The sequence below is a fragment of the Nocardia transvalensis NBRC 15921 genome (assembly GCF_000308875.1).
Classification (GTDB): domain Bacteria; phylum Actinomycetota; class Actinomycetes; order Mycobacteriales; family Mycobacteriaceae; genus Nocardia; species Nocardia transvalensis.
The window spans coordinates 120,429-138,636 of sequence record NZ_BAGL01000124.1; the positions used below are offsets into that span (position 1 = coordinate 120,429).

The window sequence follows — 18,208 nt, forward strand, 5'->3', positions numbered from 1 at the left end:
GGGGCCACGGTAATCGACGGCATCGGCACCCGTTCCGGTCCCGGCCCACCCCGCGAACCCCTCCGGTACCTATCGACTACCGATGATCGGTCCCAGCCCGTCCGGGACACTGCGCGCGTGCAGCAGCAACCGTCTCCGCCGCAACCCATTCCCGGTCCGGGGGGTGAGGCCGGATCGCCCGCTGTCATCCCACCGTCGCGGATGCCGCACAGTGTCCGGGCGGCGCGGGCGATCATTGTCGTGATGGCCGCGATCGGGGTGAGCGGCACCGTCGCCTGGGCCGCTCTCGGAAACTCGTATGCGGCGGGCGGGAACGTCGTCGGGTACTTCTTCTTCTGGATGCTCGCGATCACCGCGTGCTTCTTCGGGAGCGGACGCGGCGGGGTACGCGTTGCCGCGACCGTGTTCGCCGTCCTGGAAGCGCTGGTCGGGCTCGGATCCGCAGCATTCGACACCGGCGTGACCCACCCCGGCCCGACGGGGCCCGGGCCCTTCTTCGTACGCCTGTCACCCGGACCCATCGGCTCGGTCGCGGCCATCGTCGTCATCGTCCTGCTGTACCGCGCGTCCGCCGGCCGATGGTTCCGCAGACCCACGACTATCGCCGGCGCCCGAGGCGATGTCGCGAATCATGGTGCGACCCTGAGCAATCCAACGTCTGCGACACATTCCGTCCAGGCAACCGAAGGAACAGCGGACAACGGCGTCTACTGCGCATACTGTGGCGCGACACCGGCTGCGCGGGTGGACTTCCGGGGACATCGGGGCCTGTTGATCGTGATGCAGTTCCGCCGCCAACCGGGGCCGTTCTGCCGCGACTGCGGGCTCGCCACGTATCGCCGCATGACCGTGGACAGCGCCTGGCTCGGCTGGTGGGGCCTGCTGTCGGTCGTCATCAATCCCACGACCATGCTGATCAACCTGCCTGCCCGTGCGACGGTGGCCGCGCTGGCGCCACCGGCGCCGGGCAGCCCGCGGCAGCCGATGGATCCGGGCAAACCGCTGCTGCATCGCCCGGCCGCGCTCGGGTTGCTGATACCGGTGACGATCGTCGCGAGCATCGTCACCGCCGTCGCCCTCCCCGCCGTCGCGAGGGACCGCCGCGGCTTGTCGGTCGGTGACTGCGTCGCCACGACCGACGGGACCAGGATGAGCTGGTCCGCATCCCAGCTGATGAAGCTCGACTGCGCGGAACCGCACGCCCAGGCACGAGTCGTCGCACGACTCGACGGGACCGAGGACACCTCCGGGTGCCTGCGCTACGAGGAGTCCGGCCGGTCGTATGTCATCTCCGAGGGCTCCACGACCTTCGTCCTGTGCCTGCACATGCTCTGAACACCCGCTTACGGCTAACTGGCGAGTTTGGCTGTCGCCCAGACGTCGAGGGACGGGCGGTCGGCGGTGACCCACTTGTGGTAGCTGCGCTGGACGCTGTCGAACAGGCCGGTCAGGATTCCGTCGGGGGCGGCGGAGAGGTTCGGCATGCGGCCTTCGACGACGGCGATCTCGAGCTGGCTGTGCGGGGTGATGCACGCGAGGTAGCCGCCGCATTCGACCATCGGCCAGAAGTCCACGCCGGCGGGTGCGTTGTCGGGCATATTGCACCAGTGACCTTCGAAGCGGCGGACGAAGACCTCGCCCACGAAACGGCCGAATCTGTCTATCGCCGAACGGTTTTCGGGGGCCACCACGGCGCGGTAGTCGGGGAAGGTCTCGCGGGCGGTCGCCACCGCGGTCTGCAGTCCCTCGAGCGTCCACGGATCGTCGAGCGCCGCGACTCGCGGGGCATCCTGCTTGAAGAACATCGCGAACGCGGTGTCGCCGCCGGACAACCAGGCGAGGTAGTCCGGCTCGTGTTGATCGGCCGGTTCGCGGCGCTGTTCGGCCTTGGGCAGGACGTTGAGAATCCTCATGTTTTCCTCCTCGTTACCGAGTCAGCAAACCCTCGACAGACACGATCTCCTCCCGTACCGCTCACTTCGAAACGCTGGTGAGCCGGAATTCGAAGCGTACAACCCGAGACACCGGCTCGGCTCGAGCGAGATCAAACAGACACCCGAATGAGATCAGCAATCATCCAGCGATCACAGTCACGCTATTGGGCGGTGTAGCCGCCGTCGACCAGGTGGTAGCTACCGGTGATGAATGTCGCCGCGTCGCTGACGAGGAAAGCGACCAGGCCCGCGACCTCCTGCGGGGTGCCGAGGCGGCCCAGAGCGTGCTTGTCCGCCAGGAACTTTCGGGTGTCGTCGTCCATGGTGTCCGCGAGCAACGGAGTCTCGATGAAACCGGGGCCCACGGCCGTGACGCGAACACCCTGCGGCGCGTATTCGAGCGCGGCGTTCTGGGTCAGGCCGAGCAGGCCGTGTTTGGCGGTGACGTAGGCGGACGAATTCGCGAAGCCCACACTGCCGAGGATCGAGGCCATATTCACGATCGCTCCGCCACCCGCCGCCGCGACGGCCGGCAACTGCTCGCGCAGGCCGTAGAACACGCCGTCGAGGTTGACCGTCAGGACCGTGCGCCAGCTCTCGGCCGAGTACTCGCCGATCGGTGCGGTCTCGCCGCTGATGCCGGCATTGTTGACCGCGATCCGGAGCGGTCCGAGCTCGCCGGCCGCCTCGACGCTGCGACGCACGACCTCGGGATCGGAGGCGTCGCCGTCGAAGGGGGCCGCCGTCCCGCCCGCGCCGCGAATCTCCTCGGCGACATCGGCGGCGTGTCCGGCGTTCAGATCGAACACCAGCACCGCCGCACCACTGCGGGCCAGCTCGAGCGCGACCGCCCGCCCGATGCCGGAACCACCCCCGCTCACGATCGCCGAGCGGTCTGCCACGTCGTATACAGCCATGTCCGACTCCTCTCCGAATGTCAGCACCGGATTTTTGGATTGTTCGCGTCGGAAGCGTCGAGCGAGCGTAGCTAGAGATTAGCTCAGCACGGGTAATCACGTCGATCGCGCGGAGCCCCGATTCCCGGTGTGCAATCGGGTCGGCGCAGCGAGAGGTCCCTATACGCTGGCCGGGTGAAGAGTGAGCGGGACGGGGACGCGGCGGCCGAGGTGCCGCAGGGCGCAACGGAATACGGATCCGTTCTACTCGGTTCGCGCCGGGATTCCCCGGCGCGGCGCCGGGCCCGGGTTCAGCTGTTGCTCACGGTCTCGGTGGTGACAGCCAACGCGGTCGGAGTGGCCGTGGTGCTCCTGCTCGGCACCGTCGGAATCCCCAACCCCGACGTCTTCGCGGCCGAGGTGCGCGACGTCGCGTTCGTCTATCTGCCGATCTACGTGGTGGCCGCGTTCGTCGTGGGGGCGTCGTTCGGCACCGCCGTCGTGTTGCGGATGCTTCGCTGGTCCACCGACACCGAGACGGCCCCCACCCAGGAGGAGGCCCGGTCGGCGTTCCGGGCGCCGTGGGTACTGACGACGATGCAGGCGGTTCTGTGGATCGTCGGCACGGCGTCGATGACCACTCTGTACGGACTGCGCGATCCGGAGCTGATTCCCAAAGCCCTGCTCGTATCGCTGTTCAGCGCCGCGGTCGTGTGCGCGGCGTCCTACCTGCTCACCGAATTCGCGATGCGTCCCTACGCGGCCCTGGCGCTCGCGGCGCACCCGGCGATGCGGCGCCGCGGCCTGACCACGCGCTCGCTGGTGACCTGGCTGCTCGGATCCGGCGTGCCCGTGGCCGGTATCGTGCTCGTGGTCGCGTTCGGCGCTGCCGACGACCGCACGACCAAGCGGGATCTGCTGCTGTCCGTCGGCATCATCGGGGTGATGTCCTTCTGCACCGGCCTGCTGCTGACCTATCTCGGAACGGATCGGATCGGCGCCCCGCTCCGATCGGTGATCCTCGGAATGGAACGGGTGCGCCGCGACGGCCGCACCGAGACGATCGCCGTCTACGACGGCACCGAAATGGGTGAACTACAAGCGGGTTTCAATGCGATGGTCGACGGCCTCACCGAAAGAGAGCGGCTGCGTGACCTTTTCGGCAGGCATGTCGGGCCCGATGTCGTCCGCGCGGCGCTCGACCGGGGCGTCCAGCTGGGCGGCGAAACCCGCGATGTCGGAGTGCTCTTCGTGGACGTGGTCGGCTCCACGACGATGGCCAGCCGTCTCCCGCCTCACGAAGTGGTCGACACGCTCAACCGGTTCTTCGGCGTCATCGTCGCCGCGGTCCACCGCCGCGACGGCCTGATCAACAAGTTCGAGGGCGATGCCGCCCTGGCCGTCTTCGGCGCGCCCACCCCGCACCCCGACCCCGCCGGCGCCGCCCTCGCCGCCGCCGCGGAGATCACCCGCGAACTCGCCGCCGCGGACCTCGGAATCGAAGCCGGCGTGGGCGTCTCGTACGGCGAGGTCGTCGCCGGCAATATCGGCGCCGAGGACCGCTACGAATACACCGTGATCGGCGACCCGGTCAACGAATCCGCCCGCCTCTCCGAACTCGCCAAGCGCGACACCCGCCTCCCCTTGGCCTCCGAACGCGCCGTCACCGCCGCCACTGGCGAACAGCACTGGAAAGCCGTCGACAAGGTCGTCCTGCGCGGCCGGCAAGCACCCACCCAGCTGTACCAGCCCGAGGAGTGATGTAGGCGCTCGAGCTGGAATAGTTTGTAGGAGTACCGATTCCGCCGGAGCTGGAGAGACGAGCGATGGAATCGCTCCCCACTGCCGACAGTACGGCGACGACGCGGCAGCGATACCTCGATCCGGTGCTGGTCGTCGCCGGTGTGCTCGCGGTGGCCGGCGCCGCGCCGATGCCGACGACCGGCCCCTGCTGCCCGACGAGGAATGGACCCGCGGGCCGCATGCGACTGTCCGAGGTGATGGGATCGACCACCTCAGCCATGACACAGTCCCGGGGAGCCTTCATCACTCTGGCTCCGTTCCTGACCGCCTTGCTGGGTCATTTCCTGACATAGCGGGGGTGCACGCTCGCTGCACAGAATCGTTCTGATCGTAAGGATTTCCGCCACGGTCAGGGCTGCTCATGATGGGGGCGGGGACGGGCGAAGTGAGGGCGCATGTACGACATTCGACGTCTGATCCTGTTACGCGATCTGGCGGAGCACACCACTATGCGGGCCGTGTCGGAGTTGCACGGCATCACGACCTCGGCGGTGTCGCAGCAGTTGCGGATTCTGGAGGAGGAGGTGGGTGCGGTGCTCATGCGGCGGGAGGGCAGGGTGCTGCGGCTGACCCACGCCGGCCGGGTCCTGGTCGACCACACCGTGCGGGTGGTGGCGGCGCTGGAGGAGGCCGAGAGCGCGGTGGCGGCCACCGACGCGGCGGTGACCGGCGTGCTCACCCTGGCCACCTTCCGGACCGCGCTGCCGCAGCTGGCCCTGCCCGCCGCGGCGCGGTTGCGTGCCGAGTATCCGGGGCTGCGCGTGCGCCTGGTGACCCTGATGCCGGTGGATTCGGTCCCGGCCGTGCGCCAGCAGGACGTGGATCTCGCTGTGACGTACTCGTATTCGTTCCGGGTGCGCGATCTGCCGCTCGGTCTCGGGTCCGAGTTCCTGATGAACGATCCGCTGGTGCTCCTCGCTCCCCCGGCGCTGCGCGACCCGGTCCGGCAGCACGGCCTGAGCGCGGTCCGCGACGCCGACTGGATCGCCGCGCGCGACGGCGCGCCGTCGATCGTGTCGGTGATATTCGCCTGCCGCGAGGCGGGTTTCGCGCCGCGGATCCAGCATCGCGGGGGAAGTTTCGCGGCCATGGCGGAAATGGTCGACCACGGACTGGGCGTCACGATCGTCCCGGAGATGTCGGTCGACGACCGCCACCGCCACCTGATCGCTTCGGCCATCACCGGCGGGCTCCGCCGGGTCGGCGTCACCTACCGGCAGGCGTCGCTGGAGCGACCGGCGGTCGCGGCGGCCGTCGCGGCGCTGCGCGGCGTCGCGGGAGACGAACGCCTGGCGTCGTAATCGCCGAATCCTCCTCCCGCCTGTGGGCCTCCCCCGTCAAGCGGCGTGGTGCGTACGGACCTCGCCGATTCCGAACCGATCACGCAGCGTGGTCTCGGCGTATTCGTGGCGGAACAGCCCGCGGCGCCGGAGGATCGGGACGACCTCGTCGACGAAGATCTCCAGTCCGGACGGGAACGCGTCGGGCATGAGGTTGAAGCCGTCGGCGGCGCCGGCGCGGAACCACTCCTCGATGGTGTCGGCGACCTGTTCCGGCGTGCCGATGATACGGCGGTGGCCGCCGTCGCCGAATTCCCGCAGAGCATCGCGCAGGGTGTACCGATCGCCGTGGGCGGCGATCCGATCGCGCAGGCCGCGGACGAGCGATTCGCGGAAGCCGAGGGAGGCGGCGAAGGCGTTCGGGTCGGCCGGATCGGCGAGAACCTCCCGGGGGAACGGCTCGTCGACGGGGTAGACGCTGAGATCGTGCGCCAGCTGCTGGCTCAGGCGCGCGGTTTCCTGGCCGGGTTCCTGAAATTCCCGCGCCCGCTCGTAGCGGCCGACGACCTCGGCGTGGGTGCTGCCGATAATGGTGATCAGCCCGGGCAGGATGGCGATATCACCGCGCGGACGCCCGTATCGCGCGGCGGTCTGTTTCACCTGCTCGTAGTGTTCCAGCCCGGCGGCGAGGGTCAGTTCGGCGGTGAAGACGCCGTTGGCGGTGCGCCCGGCGAGTTCCCGTCCCTGCGGAGAGCCGCCTGCCTGCACGATCAGCGGATGGCCCTGCGGCGACGCGCCGAGCGGCAATCGCCCTGCGGCATCGAAGAATTCGCCGCGATGGGCGATATCGCGGCCGTCGATCGCCCCCTCCCACAGCGCGAGCACCACGTCGACGAATTCGTCCGCGCGGCGGTAGCGAGAGGCACGGTCGGGGTTGGCGGTCAGACCGAAATTGCCACCGGCGGCCGGGTTGTAGGTGGTGACCGCGTTCCAGGCGGCCCGCCCGCCGCTGAGATGGTCGAGGGTGAGCAGGCGTCCGGCGAGTTCCACGGGATCGTTGAAGGTGGTGGACAGGGTGCCGATCAACCCGATCCGGCTGGTGGCCGCGGCGACCGTGGCGAGAATGATGGTGGGTTCCAGCGCGCGCCCGCCCGGCCGTCGCAGCGGATCCTCGCGGACGGCGGGATTGTCGGCGAGGAAGAACGCGTCGAGCGTGCCGCGTTCGGCGAGGCGCCCGATATCGGCGAAGTAGTCGCCGGTGGTGTTGGCGGACTTGGGTAATCCGGACAGCTCCCAGGCCGCCGCGCTGATCCCGAGGTCCAGGACATTGATATTGAGGATGACGTGTTCACGTCCCATCACGAAACTCCTTCAGGCCGAGGCGAAGACGGGGCGCAGGCGCCGCGGATCGGGATCCGCGCGACGCGCGACGCCGAGATGGTCACGCAGTGCCGGGGCGGGCCCGCGCAACCGCACCGTTCCCGCCCCCGACAGCGCGGGCACGGTGTGTTCGACGAAGCGGGGAATCGCGGCGAGATCGAGCCGGATCAGGACGCCCGCGGTCTCCCATGAGGCCAATTCGCTGATGCGGGAGACCAATTCGGGATCACGGCCGTCGAGCCGCACGTGGATGGCGACCGTGTCCGGCAGTTCGGACGCGGCGGCGGGATGGTCGCGGGTGGTCACGAAGGCGATATCGGCCACCGCGGCACGGCCCGCGTCACCGGGCCGGTAGTCCCACGCCACCACCGGTTCGCCCTGCGGTGTCGTCGGCACGTTCAGGGGCCCGGTCGTCGCGTACACGCCGGTGTGATCGGCGTAGCGCACCTCCGCTTCGGGTGGCCGGCCGGTGAGGTCTTCGGCCAGCGAGGCGGCGGGCCAGGTGCGCCACAGCGCGCGGGCGGCGGTCACGGCATCGGCGAGCAGGGCGGCCCCCGTGGGCGCGTCCGGCGGCGCCCAGCTGCCGTGCGGCGGACTGCCGAGCGCGAGGGCGTGGTCGGTGCGCGAGGCCAGCCACCCCCCGCGCCCGCGCGCGATGTGGTCGAGCGAGGCGGTGCGCCGCGCGATATTGAAGGGATGGTCACGCTGCGGGGCCGCCGCCACGATCAGGCCCAGCCCGTGCGTGCGGCGGGCGAAGAAGACTCCCGCCAGCGTGGGGTCCAGGGCGCCCGGCGGCCTGCCGGGCGATGCCCGGTCCGCGCCGAGGACGACGTAACCGACGCCCGCCTGGTCGAGAAGTTCGGGCGCCCGCTCGAAATCCGTGCCCACCGATCGGGCCAGCTGATCGTCCGGAACCTCCACTCCGAGAACGACAGTCATCTCAGCCTCGCTTTCCGGATCCGTTGTCGATCCACGCGTTGTAGAACCAGGGCACCGAATTCGCGGCGTTGGCGAAGCCGCGCACCCGCGGGGCGACCGCGAAGATCTGCGTGTCCTCCAGCAGCGGGATGGTGTACGCGTTGTCGATCACATAGTTCGTGTACTCGCGCACGAGTTCCGCGCGGCGGCGCGGGTCGTTCTCGACCAGCTGGGCGCGCAGCAGGCGGTCGACGGTCGGGTCGCCGCCCTTCAGCGCGTACAGGTCGCCGCCCTTGCTGTCGTAGTTCTGCCACAGCCGCACCGGATCGGGCGACGGCCAGCCGTTGCGGCGCAGCCCGACCTGGTCCTGCACGCTCGCCGACGGGTAGTTCGCGAAATCCGTCTGCCGCACCACCAGATCGATGCCGATCCGGCGCAGTTGCCGCTGGATCAGCTCGTACAGGGGCCGGGCGGTGTGGTCGTAGACGTCGACGTAGATGAGCACCGACAGCCGCTGCCCGTCCTTGGTCCGGAAGCCGTCGCCGTCGCGGCTCACCCAGCCCGACGCGTCGAGCAGCCGTTCGGCCTCCCGCGGGTCCGAACGCACCGCGTCGGAGCGGTCGGTGTACCCGGGGAAACCGCGGGTGACGATGTTCTGCGCGGCCCGCCAGTTGTCGGTGTAGAGGGTGCTCAGAATCTCCTGCCGATCGATGCCGTACCCGATCGCCTTGCGCACGGTGATATCCCGCAGATACGGCGCGGTCTGGCGGACGTCGAGGGTGTTGGCCAGGCCGGGCGTCCGGAGCCCGCGCACATCGAATCCCTCGCCGCGCAGCAGCTGCTCGTCCGGTGGCTGGGTGTAGCGGATGGCGTCGGCCTGGCCCGCGCGCAGGGCGCCGACCCGGATGCTGTCCTCGGTGACGGGTATGACCGTGACGGTGTCCAGATAGGCCTCGCCCTGATGCGGTGCGGTGGCGGGCGGCCAGGCGTAGCCGCGGCGCTTGGCGAGGACGATCTTCTTGTCCGGGACCTCGGATTCGACGGCGAACGGCCCGGATCCGATGAGATTGGTGGGCACCGACTGGGTTTCCTTGTCGGCGTCGATCGTCCGGTCGGCGACCAGACCGGCGGTATTCATCGACAGCACCGGGATGAGCGGTGCGTAGGGCTGTTCGAGGACCACGGTCACGGTGCGCGCGCCGGGATCCGCGGTGATGCCGGCGGCCTTGGGCAGCGCCGGATTCCGGATGATGCCTTTGGCCTTGTCGCCGTTGAACTGCCAGTCGAGATTGCGGCGCACCGATTCCGCGTCCAGCCGCTGGCCGTCGCTGTAGCTCACCCCGTCGCGAATGGTGAACCGGTACTCCCGGCCCGACCCGTCGACGGTCCAGTTCTCGGCGATCCAGGGCACGAATCGGAAGGTCACCGGGTCCTGATAGACGAGCCGATCCAGGACCTGATCCTTCACCAGGCTGTTCTGCCAGTAACTCACCTGCACCTGCATCGAGGCCACCGCCTCGGCATCGAGGTAGGTCAGGTGCCCGCCACGGCCGGGCGTGGTGGGCCGCCCGGTCTCGTCGGCGGGCGCGCATCCGGCGGCGATGGCGGTGACAGCGAGCGCGGCGGCCGCGGTCCGGACCGCCCGATCGAGAAGCGTCATGCCGCGTTCACCACCGTCGCGGGCCGCGGGACGGCGTCGAGCAGGCGGCGGGTGTACTCGGCGGCGGGCGCGTCGAAAACCGCACGCGCCGGGCCGGTTTCGACGAGCGCGCCGCCGTGCAGCACGCTGACGTCGTCGGCGATCTGCCGGACCAAGGCGAGGTCGTGGGAGATGAACAGCAGCGTCAGATCCAGGCCGCGTTGCAGCCCCAGCAGCAGGTCGATGATCTGCGCCTGTACCGAGACGTCCAGCGCCGAGGTCGGTTCGTCCAGGACGAGAATGCGCGGATCGGCCACGAGTGCGCGGGCGAGGACGACGCGCTGGCGTTGCCCGCCGGACACCTCGGCCGGTCGGCGCGCGCCGATCTCCGGCGGCAGCCCGACCCGCTCCAGCGCGGCCAGCGCTTGCGCCCGGCGGGTGACGCGGGTACCGATCTTGTTGATGGTCAACGGTTCCGCGACGGATTCGGCGATCGGCAGGCGCGGATCGAGGGCCGCGAGCGGATTCTGCTGGACCAGATGCAGCACCCGCGACCGTTCTCGCCGCAGCGCGGGGGTGGACCAGGCGCGGCTGTCCAGGCGGGCGCCCTCGACGATCACCTCGCCGGAATCGAAGGCGGTCAGCCCTGCGAGAACGCGCGCGAGAGTCGTTTTGCCGGAACCGGATTCGCCGACGAGCGCGTGCACCGACCCGGCCGTCACCGAGAAGCCGACGCCGTCCAGCACGGGAGCGCCGGCGCGGTAGGACTTGGTCAGGTCGCGCACCTCGAGCACCGCCGGGCCGTCGGGCGCGGGCCGCTCGTACTTGTCGGGCGAGAGCGCGGGCGCGTCGCCGATCAGCCGGCGGGTGTAGTCGTCGGCGGGGAATCGCAGGACGTCGGCGGTGGCGCCGGATTCGCGGATCACGCCGTCGGACAGCACCACTACGCGAGTGCTGCGGTGCTCCGCGAGGGCCAGATCGTGGGTGATGAAGACGATGCCGAGGCCGCGTTCGCGGCGCAGATCGTCCAGCAGGTCCAGGATCCGGCGCTGCACGGTGACGTCGAGCGCGGAGGTGGGTTCGTCGGCGATGAGCAGGTCCGGATCTCCGGCGACCGCGATCGCGATCAGGGCGCGCTGCTGCTGGCCGCCGGACAGCTCGTGCGGGTACTGCCGTGCCCGCGCCTCGGGTGCGTCGATGCCGACCCGGTCGAGCAACTCCACCGCCCGCCGTCGCGCCGCGCGCGGGCGTGCGATGCCGTGTGCGACCAGCACCTCGGCGATCTGGCTGCCGACGCGTTTCAGCGGGTCCAGCGAGCCGAGCGGATCCTGCGGCACGAAACCGACCGTGCCGCCGCGTATTCCGCGCCACCGGCGGCGGCCGAGGCGAGTGACGTCCAGGCCGTCGATGCGCACGTTGCCCGCGACGATGCGGCCGCCCTCGGGCAGCAGCCCGAGTATCGCCCGCGCGATGGTGGATTTGCCGGATCCCGACTGGCCGACGACGGCGACGACATCGCCCCGGCCGACGGTGAAACTCACGTCCGAGACGACCGGCCTGCCGTCGTGCGGGCCGGCGGCGGCGTAGTCGACGCTCAGGTGTGACACCGCCAGTAGCGGTTCGGGGGATGCCATGGTCAGCCGACCTTCTTTCGGATGAGGTGGGCGAGGCGGCTCAGCGTCATGACGGCGAGCACGATCGCCAGGGAGGGGAACAGCACCAGGGTCGGATGCGAGTTGATGTAGTTGCGGCCTTCCGAGATGAGCAGTCCCCATTCGGGATCCGGCGGCTGCGCGCCGTACCCGAGGAAACTCAGCGAGGCGATGGCCAGGATCGCGGCGCCGAACTGGAGGGCGGCCAGCGAGAGCACCGCCGAGTACGCGTTGGGCAGCACGTGGCGGAACAGCAGCCGCAGATGCCCGGCGCCCATATGCTCCCCGGCCTCGACGAACGGCAGGTGCCGGATCTCCAGCACCTCCGAGCGCGCCAGCCGGGCGAAGACCGCGACCGAGGAAACACCCACCGCCACAGCGGCGTTCACCGTCCCGAAGCCGAGCGCCACGATGATCGTGATGGACAGCAGCAGGGTGGGGATCGACAACAGCACGTCCACCACGCGCCCGACCACGCTGTCGACCAGCCGCCCGAAATACGCGGCCACGAGCCCGAGCGCGGTGCCCGCGACCAGCCCGATCGCGACCGCGACGAACGAGCCGGAGATGGTCGCCGCGGTGCCGACCACGATGCGGCTCAGCAGATCCCGCCCGATGTAGTCGGTGCCGAAGGGGTGCGCCGCCGTCGGTCCCGACAGCGGCGGCGCGATGTTCTCCTGGAACGCGTCGTAGGGCGCGAGGGCGGTCGGGGCGACGATCATGGCGGCGATCAGCGCCAGGACCACGATCGCCGCGAGGTCCAGGACGCTCAGCGGGAGGCGGCGTCTCGACGGCTGCGGGACGGCGGCGACGGCCGGGACGGCGGTCATGTCAGGGCCGCCTCGGCCGGGCGGGCGACGTCGGTCTGCGGGACATGGTTCGTTCTCCTGATCCGCGGGTCGATGAGCGGGTAGACGAGGTCGACGAGGAGATTGATCACCACGAAGGTGATGGACACCGAGATGACCACCGCCTGGATGATCGGGGTGTCCTGGTTGCGCACGGCGGTCTCGGTGAGGTAGCCGATGCCGGTGCGGCTGAACACCGTTTCGGTGATCACCGACCCGGCCAGCAGTTCACCGACGGTGATGGCGACGATGGTCACGGTCGGGATCGAGCCGTTGCGCACCACGTGCCCGAAGACGATGCGCGGCGACGACAGGCCCTTGGCCCGCAGAACCTCCACGTACGGCCGCCCCGCCGCGTTGGCCAGCCCCTGGATGAGGATCTGCGCGATCGGCGCGGCCACCGGCAGGGCGAGGGGTATCGCCGCGAACAGCACCGACCGGAACCCCTCGTCCCGCACCGCGGACATCCAGTCCAGCCGGAACGAGACCACTTGCAGCACAAGCAGCCCGGAGACGAACGCCGGAACCGACAGGAAGATCGGCGGCAGCGTGCGGGCGGTCTCCCGCAACGGCGCCCACGGCGCGAACACCGCCACCAGGGCCAGGGCGAAACCGATGAGCGCGGCCAGCACGAACGCCGTCGACGCCAGCGCCAGCGTCGACGGCAACGCCTCGCCGAGCAACCGGGACACGGGCTGGCCGCTGTTGAGCGAATAACCGAGATCCCCGGATACCAACCGTTCGAGCGAAATACCGAATTGCACATACACGGGCTGGTCCAGGCGGTAATAGGCGCGCAACGCCGCGGCATCCTCGTCGGAGATCGGATTCTCCGGATTCGCGATCTGCTGTTCGATCGGATCGCCCGGAAGGACGTTCAGCACGAAGAACACGGCCGAATAAGCCAGTGCCACAACGAGTATGGCTTGGCCTATCCGCCGCAGGAGATAACCGGACACCTGCACTGCCGTTCACCCCAGCTGAAGATCGACGGCCGGCGCTTCCGTACCGAGATGCTGCGGCCGCAGCGACCGATGGCCCGCCACCCGGTCGGCCAGCGTCCCGAGCCGGTCCCGCTGGGCCGCCGACAATTCGACCGTCAGGGCGCCCGCGTTCTCCCGGACATACTCGGGGTGGCGGGTACCGGGGATCGGCACGACGTCGTCGCCCTGCCCGAGGACCCAGGCCAGCGCGACCTGGGACGGGCGGACCTCCAGTTCGGCGGCCACCGCCACGACCTCGGCGGCGAGCGCGCGGTTGGTGTCGAAGTTCTCCTCGGCGAAGCGCGGGTGCGCCGTGAGCTGCGCCTTGACGTCGTCGCGCGAGTGCACCGTGCCGGTCAGCCAGGCCCGGCCGAGCGGCGAGTAGGGCACCAGGGCGATGCCCAGTTCCCGCGCCACCGGCACGGTCGATTGCTCGATATCGCGGCTGAACACCGACCATTCGCTCTGTAGCGCCGCGATCGGGTGGACCGCGTGGGCGCGGCGGAGGGTGGCCGGGCCCGCCTCGGACAATCCGAGGTGGCGCACCTTGCCCGCCTCGACGAGTTCCTTCAACGCGCCCACGGTGTCCTCGATCGGGACGGCGGGGTCCACGCGGTGCAGGTAGTAGAGGTCGACGTGGTCCACGTCCAGACGCCGGAGGGACGCGTCGATGGCGGACCGGACGTATTCCGGGCGGCCGTCGATCCGCGCGTCCGGATTGGTGGTGCGGTCCACGGGATTTCCGAATTTGGTCGCGATGGTCGCTTGATCGCGGCGACCTTTCAGCGCCCGGCCGAGCAGGATCTCGCTGTGCTCGGGACCGTAGACGTCGGCGGTGTCGAAGAACGAGATCCCGGACTCCAGGGCCGCGTCGACGACCTCGCGCGCCGCACGTTCGTCCGCCGGCTCCGCGCCGGTCCGGAAGCTCATGAAGCCCAGGCCGATCGGTGAAACCCGTGGCCCGCCCGTACCGAGTTGTCTTGTCGCGCTGTCGGTCACAGTTGTCTCCTGGTGTCGTAGTCGTGAGCGGCCGTCAGCCGGTGTGCTGCCGGAAGTTGTCGCGCAGGGTCGTGCCGGTGTATTCGCGCCGATGGACGCCGCGATCCCGGAGCACCGGAACGATGTGCTCGGCGAACTGCGGCAGCGACTCGGCGAACACCGTGAAGCCGTCCGCGGCGTCCCGGTCGACCCAGCCGGTCAGTTCGTCCGCGATCGACTCGGGTGTTCCGAACACCCGCCGATGCCCGCCGCCGCCGAGCACGAGGAACCGGCGCAGCGTGAGATCGGGCTGCCGCCGCGCCAGATCGACACCGCCCTGCGCGAATCCGATCGAGCGGGTGCCCGCGGTCACCGCGATCTCCGGCGGGAGGGGCCCGTCGAGGTCCGCCGTCTCCGGGTCCAGGCCGAACCGGGCCAGCGACCGGCGCAGCGTATCCGTGCTCTCCAGCGCCTGTTCCGCGTCGTGCAGCAGTCGGTGGACCTCGTCGGTGGTGCTGCCCACGCTGAAGAAGATCCCCGGCAGGACGAGGACGCTCGCGGAGTCGCCGCGCACGCCGCGCGCCTCCTTGTTCAGCCGTTGCCGGTAGTCCCGGGACGCCTGTTCGTCGACGCCGACCGAGAAGACGGCGTCGGCGAACCGTGCCGCGGTGTCGATGCCCTGGTCCGATCCGCCGGCCTGGAAGATCACCGGCCTGCCCTGCCGCGAGCGCGGCAGTTGCAGCGGCCCCGCGACGGAGAAGAACTCGCCGCGATGGTCGATCGGCGAATGCCGCAACCGGTCGAGGTCCCACGCCTCGGTGACGTCGTCGGGCCACGACGCCCAGAGCTTGTCGACGACCTCGGTGAATTCCTGTGCGCGACGGTATCTCTCGGCCCGGGGCGGCGCCTCCTGGCTCCCGAAGTTGCGGGCCACGGCCGGGTCCATCGTGGTGACGACGTTCCAGCCCGCGCGGCCGTGGGAGAGGTGATCGAGCGACAGGATCGACCTGGCCAGCGCGTACGGCGTGCTGTACGTGGTCGATACGGTCGCCACCAGGCCGACGTGCTCGGTCTCGCGGGCGAGCGCGGGCAGCACCACCAGCGGGTCGAGATAGGCGTACCCCTGCCCCCTCGGGGCCAGGCCCTGCGAGTCGGCGAAGAACACCGTATCGACCCGCGCCCGCTCGGCCAGGCGCGCCGAGCGGGCGAAGTCATCGATATCGATGAACGGATGCGACCCGTCCGGAGCCTGGAGGGGCCCCGGAATCAGGTTGACCGCGAAGCGGATATATCGGCTCATGCGCCCAGGAACGGCTGCCCGGACACCCGCTCCGACTCCCGCCCGTCGACACCCCGGGGCACATCGCCCTCCAGGGTGACGCGGTAGAGCACCCGGTCGTGCCCGAGATGTCCCGCGTCCGCGATCGCCAGATGCGCGGTGGCGCGGTTGTCCCAGAACGCGATACTGCCCGGCGCCCACCGGAATCGGACGGTGTACTCGGTCCTGGTCGCCTCCGACCACAGCAGCTGGAGCAGCCGCTCGCTCTGGTCCGGGCTGAATCCGCGGATCTCGCGCGCGCCGCGGGTGAAGCCGGGGCTGACGAACAGCGCCCGCTCGCCGGTCACCGGATGTACGCGGACCGCCGGGTGGTAGGCGACGAGGTTGGCCTCCTCGACCTTGCGGGCGCGCTGGCTCCCCGTGGTCGCGCGGGTCTGGAACTGGTGCTTGATATCGAGGGTGTCGGCGAAATCGCGGAGCTCCTTCGGCAGATTCTCGTACGCGGCAACGAGATTCGTCCACGCGGTGTCGCCACCGTAGGGCGGCAGGATGTCGGCGCGCAGGATCGACGCCGCCGGTGGGTTCACCAGCGCCGTGACATCGGTGTGCCAGCTGTGGTCGTACGAGGTCCGCGGCCGGCCGAGGTTCTTCTCGTACCGGCGGCTGTCGATCGGCAGGATCTCCGGGAAGCCCTCCGGCGGATTCTCCTCGTGCGGATGCGCGGGAGTGACCTTGCCGAACCGCCGGGCGAAGGCCACCTGCTCGGCGTGCCCGATCCGCTGCTCGCGGAAGAACACGACCTTGTACTCGTGCAGCGCGCGCCGGATCTCGGCGACGGTCGCGTCGTCGAGGTCCTCGCGCAGGTCGACGCCGGTGATCTCGGCGCCGATATATCCGGCGACCGGAACGATGTCCAGTCCCAGGCGGGACGCGGGTACAGCCGTCATGATCTGTCTCCTTCTGTGTGTTCCAACGGTTTCGGGATGGACTCGACCAACCCGCGGGTGTAGTCGGTGGCCGGGTGCGAGAAGACCGCCTCGGTGCTGCCGGCTTCGCGCACCTCGCCGCGGCGCAGCACGGTCACCGTGTCGGCGAGCTGCCGCACCACGCTCAGGTCGTGGGAGATGAACAGGTAGCTCACCCCGAGCTCGACCTGCAGATCGACCAGGACCTCCAGGATCTGGGCCTGCACCGTCACATCCAGCGCGGAGGTCGGTTCGTCGAGAACCAGCACCTTCGGGCTCGTACTCAGTGCGCGCGCGATGGCCACCCGCTGGCGCTGGCCGCCCGACAGCCGGCGGATCCCGCGATTCAGGAACGACTCGTCGAGCCCGACGAGGGTGAGGACGTGGACCACGCGATCGCGCCGCTCCGCCCTCGATCCCAGCTTGTAGCGCACCAGCGGCTCGGCGACGAGCTGACCGACCGTGTACGTCGGATCGAGCGACTGGAACGGATTCTGGTACACCAGTTGCAGATTCCGGCGCGCCTCGCGCAGCGGGCCGCGGCCCAGGTGCGAGATGTCCTGCCCGGCCACCAGCACCCGTCCCGCGTCCGGTTCGAGCAGTCGCAGCACGATCCGGGCCAGGGTGGACTTGCCGGACCCCGACTCCCCCACCAGAGCGTGCGTGCGCCCCGCCGGGATGTCGAACGACACCCCGGCGAGCGCCTCCGTCCGGTGCGCGCCGATCCGGAACACCTTGCGCACGTCGGCCACGCTCAGTGCGGGCTCCTCGCCGGCCGGTGCGCGGCGGGCCTTGGCGGCGGCGAAGCGGTCGGGGTCGATGCTCGGGATATCGCCGACGAGCCGGCGCGCGTACGGCGACTTCGGTTCGCGCAGCACCTGTTCCGACGCGCCCGATTCGGCCACCCGGCCCGAGTCGAGGACGACCACCCGGTCCGCGCGCTCGGCGGCGAGGGAGAGGTCGTGGGTGATCAGCAGCACCGACACGCCGTGCTCGGCCTTCATCCGGTCGAGGAGATCCAGGATCGTCTTCTGAATGGTGACGTCCAGCGCGGACGTCGGTTCGTCGGCGATGATCAGGGCGGGACGCTGTGAGATCGCGATGCCGATCAGCACACGCTGCAACTGGCCGCCGGAGAGCTGATGCGGATACGAGTGCAGGGCCCGCTCGGGATGCGCGATGCCCACCGAGTCCAGCAGGTCGACCGCCTGCTCGTGGAACCGCGCGGGCCGCGCGTACTCGGGACGGCCGGAGATCCGGAACGCCTCGAAGATCTGGCGGTCGATGCGGCGGACCGGATTGAGCGACGAGGTGGGATCCTGTGGGACGAAACCGATCTCGCGCCCGCGCAGGCGCCGTATCTCGCGCCCGCGCAGCCGGAGGATGTCGCGACCGCGGAATTCGGCGGCGCCCCCGACCGCGACCCGATGCTCGAGCAGCCGCAGGATCGCGTTCACGACCGTCGACTTGCCCGATCCGGATTCGCCGACGATCGCGACGGTGTGCCCGGCCTCCACATCGAACGACACTCCCGAAACCGTTGGCGCCGAGAGATTCCCGCTGTAGGAGACCGCCAGATCTCGCACCGCGAGCAGGGGTGCCGCGACCGCGGCCTCCGTGGCGCCGGGTCGGACGTCGGTTATCGCTGTCATC

The 18,208-nt window shown here is 70.0% G+C and carries 16 protein-coding genes; 4 read left to right on the top strand and 12 right to left on the bottom strand.

Going from position 1 to position 18,208, the window contains the following annotated elements:
* Window positions 1-201: 201 nt before the first annotated feature.
* Window positions 202-1,335: an LppU/SCO3897 family protein gene (locus ON41_RS39500; protein WP_051163101.1), complete on the top strand. Its 1,134-nt coding sequence runs from the start codon at window positions 202-204 to the stop codon at window positions 1,333-1,335.
* A gap of 14 nt (window positions 1,336-1,349) precedes the next feature.
* On the opposite strand, the gene ON41_RS33875 is transcribed toward ON41_RS39500, so the two are convergent.
* On the bottom strand, window positions 1,350-1,913 hold the full coding sequence (locus tag ON41_RS33875) for a hypothetical protein (RefSeq protein WP_040752471.1): 564 nt from the start codon (window positions 1,911-1,913) through the stop codon (window positions 1,350-1,352).
* Window positions 1,914-2,095: 182 nt separating this feature from the next.
* Window positions 2,096-2,851: an SDR family NAD(P)-dependent oxidoreductase gene (locus ON41_RS33880; RefSeq protein WP_040752590.1), complete on the bottom strand. Its 756-nt coding sequence runs from the start codon at window positions 2,849-2,851 to the stop codon at window positions 2,096-2,098.
* Window positions 2,852-3,025: 174 nt separating this feature from the next.
* On the opposite strand from ON41_RS33880, the gene ON41_RS33885 reads away from it, so the two are divergent.
* From ON41_RS33885 to ON41_RS33895, 3 genes are all read left to right on the top strand, one after another.
* The gene (locus ON41_RS33885; protein ID WP_246829653.1) at window positions 3,026-4,591 is read left to right on the top strand and encodes an adenylate/guanylate cyclase domain-containing protein; all 1,566 of its coding nucleotides are present in this window, start codon (window positions 3,026-3,028) and stop codon (window positions 4,589-4,591) included.
* Window positions 4,592-4,656: 65 nt separating this feature from the next.
* Window positions 4,657-4,926 (top strand): hypothetical protein, encoded by a 270-nt coding sequence (locus ON41_RS33890; RefSeq protein WP_040752473.1) that lies wholly within the window; start codon window positions 4,657-4,659, stop codon window positions 4,924-4,926.
* A 102-nt stretch (window positions 4,927-5,028) separates the two neighbouring features.
* The gene (locus ON41_RS33895; RefSeq protein ID WP_040752475.1) at window positions 5,029-5,934 is read left to right on the top strand and encodes a LysR family transcriptional regulator; all 906 of its coding nucleotides are present in this window, start codon (window positions 5,029-5,031) and stop codon (window positions 5,932-5,934) included.
* Window positions 5,935-5,970: 36 nt separating this feature from the next.
* On the opposite strand, the gene ON41_RS33900 is transcribed toward ON41_RS33895, so the two are convergent.
* The 10 genes from ON41_RS33900 to ON41_RS33945 are packed head-to-tail and all read right to left on the bottom strand — an operon-like array spanning window position 5,971 to window position 18,207.
* Complete coding sequence (locus tag ON41_RS33900) at window positions 5,971-7,272, bottom strand: NtaA/DmoA family FMN-dependent monooxygenase (protein WP_040752477.1); 1,302 nt, start codon at window positions 7,270-7,272, stop codon at window positions 5,971-5,973.
* Between the two features lie 12 nt (window positions 7,273-7,284).
* Window positions 7,285-8,232: an LLM class oxidoreductase gene (locus tag ON41_RS33905; RefSeq protein ID WP_051163103.1), complete on the bottom strand. Its 948-nt coding sequence runs from the start codon at window positions 8,230-8,232 to the stop codon at window positions 7,285-7,287.
* Between the two features lies 1 nt (window position 8,233).
* Entirely contained in the window at window positions 8,234-9,871 is a 1,638-nt protein-coding gene (locus ON41_RS33910) for an ABC transporter substrate-binding protein (RefSeq protein ID WP_051163105.1), read from the bottom strand.
* Window positions 9,868-11,484, bottom strand: a complete 1,617-nt coding sequence (locus ON41_RS33915) for a dipeptide ABC transporter ATP-binding protein (RefSeq protein ID WP_040752479.1) — start codon at window positions 11,482-11,484, stop codon at window positions 9,868-9,870. Before ON41_RS33915 ends, ON41_RS33910 begins: the two co-directional genes overlap by 4 nt.
* Window positions 11,485-11,486: 2 nt before the next feature.
* A complete protein-coding gene (locus ON41_RS33920; RefSeq protein ID WP_040752481.1) occupies window positions 11,487-12,332 on the bottom strand; it encodes an ABC transporter permease in 846 nt (281 codons plus the stop codon).
* On the bottom strand, window positions 12,329-13,315 hold the full coding sequence (locus tag ON41_RS33925) for an ABC transporter permease (protein ID WP_246829654.1): 987 nt from the start codon (window positions 13,313-13,315) through the stop codon (window positions 12,329-12,331). The genes ON41_RS33920 and ON41_RS33925 overlap by 4 nt, the downstream gene beginning before the upstream one ends.
* 6 nt (window positions 13,316-13,321) lie before the next feature.
* Window positions 13,322-14,332 (bottom strand): aldo/keto reductase, encoded by a 1,011-nt coding sequence (locus ON41_RS33930; protein WP_040752484.1) that lies wholly within the window; start codon window positions 14,330-14,332, stop codon window positions 13,322-13,324.
* 34 nt (window positions 14,333-14,366) lie between these two features.
* Complete coding sequence (locus tag ON41_RS33935; RefSeq protein ID WP_040752485.1) at window positions 14,367-15,611, bottom strand: NtaA/DmoA family FMN-dependent monooxygenase; 1,245 nt, start codon at window positions 15,609-15,611, stop codon at window positions 14,367-14,369.
* On the bottom strand, window positions 15,608-16,537 hold the full coding sequence (locus ON41_RS33940) for a TauD/TfdA dioxygenase family protein (RefSeq protein WP_040752487.1): 930 nt from the start codon (window positions 16,535-16,537) through the stop codon (window positions 15,608-15,610). Before ON41_RS33940 ends, ON41_RS33935 begins: the two co-directional genes overlap by 4 nt.
* Window positions 16,534-18,207 (bottom strand): dipeptide ABC transporter ATP-binding protein, encoded by a 1,674-nt coding sequence (locus tag ON41_RS33945; protein ID WP_040752490.1) that lies wholly within the window; start codon window positions 18,205-18,207, stop codon window positions 16,534-16,536. The genes ON41_RS33940 and ON41_RS33945 overlap by 4 nt, the downstream gene beginning before the upstream one ends.
* Window position 18,208 lies beyond the last annotated feature (1 nt).